This window comes from Microcoleus sp. Pol11C3 (assembly GCF_036701485.1).
Taxonomy (GTDB): Bacteria; Cyanobacteriota; Cyanobacteriia; order Cyanobacteriales; family Microcoleaceae; genus Microcoleus.
Window position 1 is genome coordinate 1 of the sequence record NZ_JAUBQW010000244.1, and the last position, 3,953, is coordinate 3,953.

A 3,953-nucleotide genomic window follows, 5' to 3' on the forward strand; every position below is an offset into this window, starting at 1 on the left:
TTTTGAACCAACACTCAATGGAACTGCTGCTCGAGCGAACCCTTAATTAATTTACGAATGATTTGCGAGCGCTATATATAGCGTTTTATATATTTAAGTGCAGGTCTAAAAGTTGCTCTTGCTTCTCCATAAATCCACCAATTTTCACGAGAAGCCTTGCGTCTATTAACATCTCGCTCTGGCTTAACTCTTTCATAAATCCACTGATAAATAGTTGGATAGTATAGTTGCACATCTTCAATCGATAAACCAAAAAAGTCAACTGTATATAAGCCTCTAGATAAATCAGTCACATCTCGACCGTTCAAGTATCTTTTTATGACGACTGGTGTTCTTTGATCTTCATTATAGCCAAGGCTAAAAGCTTGTTCCTTTGTCAGAAGAAAGCCTGCGCCCCGCATTTCCATACCACGACAAGACAGTTGAGAGTTAGATGTTAGTTTTTGAGCATTGCCAATAGCTGCACCGGCAGTCAAGTTACTGAAAATAAATCCTACATTTTGCAGTTGTATTTTGATACTTTCTGCTAAATCTTCTGGTGTCTCTACTTCATCATCAGCTTCAGCAACAACAGTTCCTAAACAAGGAATTTTACCAGCTTTCCTGAGATCGTGGATCTCCACTACCGTCATTGCAATTCTGACTGCCGCACCCTCGTCAGTCCAGGGATGATCGGGAATAGCAAAAATCAAGGAAACATAATTTTTCTGATTCTGCTGAAAATCAATAACTTTTCGTTGTCGAACTTGGCGAATACTATTGGTGGTAATAAATCCAAAGCGTTTAATTTTGCTTGCTCTAGTTAGTTCTGCTGCCTTGTGCCACCAATACATGACAAAATCAACAGTATCCGGCACATCTTTATAAACTTTCCTCAACGTTTCTGCATATCCATCCCCCAACATCTCCCGCATCCTCGCATTGCCAATAAATGGCGGATTAGACACAATATAATCCGCCTCCGGCCACACGGCCGCCCTTGGATTCAAATACCGATAAATTGTTACTTGATCTGTCCGATCGGGAATATCCTCACCAGTCACCGGACTTTTGATCATCCGCCCGCCCCAGCGAGTCCGCACCTTCCCCGCCGCATCGACATCAGGTTCTACCCCGTCATAGGCCAACACCGCATCCCGACATTCAATATTTTTGTACTCCCGCAACACAGGTTCGATCGGCGGAATATCGCCAAACCGCCGAAAATGCCACTGCAAATAGCCAATCCAAATTACCAAATCTGCGATCGCCGCCGCCCTAGGATTGATCTCAATTCCCAAAAACTGACTCGGATTCACCTGATTGATATCCAACCGCAACTGTGCCGCGCCTGTGACATCCTCCAAGCGCCGCAACACCTCCGACTCCAACCCCTTCAACAAATCCAACGTCACATACAAAAAATTCCCAGATCCACACGCCGGATCGAGAATTTTCACCTGTTGTAACTCCGTCAAAAATGCCTCTAAAACTGCGATCGCCTTTTTCCTTTGATTTGCAGTCGGTTCCGATTCCCCCGCGTTGAGTAACTGTTTAACCTCCGCTTGTACCGCAATCCAGCGATCGCCCAAAGGCTCCATCACCACAGGCTTTACCAACCTTTCCACATACGATCGCGGCGTATAATGCGCCCCCAACTTACTTCTTTCCCGCGTATCCAGCGCCCTCTCCAACAACGTCCCAAAAATCGCCGGTTCCACATTACACCAATCGCGCTTCGCCGCCTGCAACAAAACCGCCAATTGCGCCTTTGTCAACGCAAACGCCCCAGAATCCGCAAACAATCCGCCATTAAACCGCAACAGTTTGCCATGAAAGCCAAAACTCGTCCCCTCATTCATCGCCTCCCACAGCGCCTCTACCTCCGGTTTAAAAGTCTTCGGGTTAAGAATCCATCGCGTTTCCAGCGCCTTCGTAAACAGATGTTCCTTCAGCAATCCCACATCCTCAGCAAACATAGTAAAAATACAGCGCATCAAAAACTGGGCGACTTGCTGCGGATCTACATTCGCCTCCATTCCCTTCGCCAACTCTGCCAAATCCGCCGCCACTTCCCGCGTCACCCGCGCCGCAATCTTCTCCGGGTTGCGCTGCTGCGGATTGCTGAAAATATCGACAAATAAATCGAAAACATCCGCTTTTCGGAGTTCCGCCAATCCAATGTCTCGCCGCGCCCCATAGCCGCCATAGTCGCCGCTAAAGCCCATCCACAATTCAAAATGGTCGCCAATATCGCAAGTTAATAAAAACGGCGGTTTGCTGCTGAGACTGCGCGTATAGGCAACTGCTTGCACAAAGGCTTTTTCCATCTCTCGCAAATAGGTATTCGTTCCCCGCTTTGCAGTTCCCTTTGTACTCGTTGTTCCGCCCTGTTTTGCCTCAATCAAAAAATGCTCTGCTTTGTGAAAATCGATAAACCCCGGAGTTATCTTGCCGCTGGGGTGAAAAATTTTAACATCTTTGTCAAAGCAGTAGGGATCGTTGGGAATTCTGCCTTTATCAAAAGGGCGATCGACTCCCAGCGCATCGGACATTTCGGCAAAAAATAGCTGGTAGTTTGCGCGTTCATTGCCGCTCGAACCTTCCCAGCGTGTGATGAATGTTTCGACTCTGGTGCGATCGGCTTCATTCATTTTTCAACCCTGCTGCTTGCTTTTTCCTTATTCTATATTTAGATTGGTTTGGATTGGCGATCGAACTCTCGATTTTGGTTGGAAACTCCTGGCACCGATTACTCAGTGGGCGGCAGTTAAGAGGTAAAATAATCCCCAACCTTCTATTTAGAAACACTTTGGCGAGATTTGAGTTCATAGTAGAGGGCCCACCAGTATCACAACAAGCTCGTAGGCGATCTCTTCTTAAAGCTTGGAAAGTGACGGTGAGGCAAGAGGCTGAAAAATACTGGTCTTCGCTGCAGAAAACAGCTACTGGCCTAGTTATGCTCCAGATAACTTATTTCTACGATTCTGTTAAAATCGATGTGGACAACATAGTAAAGCCAATTCAAGATGCAATTATCGGGCTAGCCTATGTCGATGACGATCAAGTAACTGATGTCCTAGCCCGCAAGAGGAATTTATCAGCTAACTTTAAAGTAGAAAATATGACCTCGACTCTAGCGGAAGGATTTGCCCGTGGCAATGAATTCTTGCACATTGTCGTAATTGATGCTCCTGACCAAGAGGTACTGACATGATGGCAACCCCAACTGCAAACACAGAAAGAGAGCGACTGCTGAAACTAGCAGAGGAGTATCGTGAGAAAGGTTATGAAATTTCATTTCATCCAAACTCTGAAGATTTACCGGACTTCCTTAAAAGCTATCGCCCGGATCTGATAGTGCGCCGAGGGGAAGAGTCCGTGGTTATTGCAGTCAAGTCACGTACTTCACTCAACTCACCCTCTACTACATATATACGTAATTTAGCCCAAGCAGTAGCAGAAAATCCCGGCTGGAGGTTTGAGTTAGTGATGACTAACTCGGAGGATGCAGTCGATATTTCCCAAGCTGAGGATTCTTTTCAAGAGCATGAAATAGAGTTGGGTTTGCAAGTCGCCAAGCAACTTGTAACACAACATCTAGAGTCAGCAATGCTATATTCTTGGTCTTTAGTTGAGGCAACTTTGAGGATTGTTGCCCATAAAGAAGAGCTAAGTTTGCAAAGATTAGAACCGCTGTATTTAGTGAAACAACTGACGGTTGAGGGCGTGATTTCTAAATCCGAATATCAGTTATTAATGAATGCGCTTTCTTTGCGGAACGCTATTGCTCATGGGTTTAAAACTACACAACTTACGCAAAATTCTGTGTGCGAACTGATTGAGGTAACAGAGAAAATATTGAAAGATAATACGGCGGTTGTCTAAAGCAAAAAGGGGCTCTTCAGAACTTGTGGTGATAAGTTTATCTAATCAAGTGCTAAAATGTTTAATGTTTTTGAGTGGTTAAATCT

General features: G+C 45.3%; 3 protein-coding genes. 2 read left to right on the plus strand and 1 reads right to left on the minus strand.

Annotated elements, in window-relative coordinates; genetic code table 11:
• Positions 1-71 precede the first annotated feature (71 nt).
• Complete coding sequence (locus tag QUA40_RS27985; RefSeq protein WP_333131869.1) at positions 72-2,633, minus strand: DNA methyltransferase; 2,562 nt, start codon at positions 2,631-2,633, stop codon at positions 72-74.
• Here QUA40_RS27985 and QUA40_RS27990 point away from each other — a divergent pair.
• Entirely contained in the window at positions 2,600-3,196 is a 597-nt protein-coding gene (locus tag QUA40_RS27990; RefSeq protein ID WP_333131871.1) for a RusA family crossover junction endodeoxyribonuclease, read from the plus strand. The genes QUA40_RS27985 and QUA40_RS27990 overlap by 34 nt on opposite strands.
• Positions 3,193-3,867, plus strand: a complete 675-nt coding sequence (locus QUA40_RS27995; RefSeq protein ID WP_333131873.1) for a hypothetical protein — start codon at positions 3,193-3,195, stop codon at positions 3,865-3,867. The genes QUA40_RS27990 and QUA40_RS27995 overlap by 4 nt, the downstream gene beginning before the upstream one ends.
• Positions 3,868-3,953 lie beyond the last annotated feature (86 nt).

Excerpts from the sequence above, each read along its gene's own strand:
- QUA40_RS27990 (WP_333131871.1), top strand. The coding sequence starts at position 2,600 with ATGTTTCGACTCTGGTGCGATCGGCTTCATTCATTTTTCAACCCTGCT.
- QUA40_RS27985 (WP_333131869.1), bottom strand. The coding sequence starts at position 2,633 with ATGAATGAAGCCGATCGCACCAGAGTCGAAACATTCATCACACGCTGG.
- QUA40_RS27995 (WP_333131873.1), top strand. The coding sequence starts at position 3,193 with ATGATGGCAACCCCAACTGCAAACACAGAAAGAGAGCGACTGCTGAAA.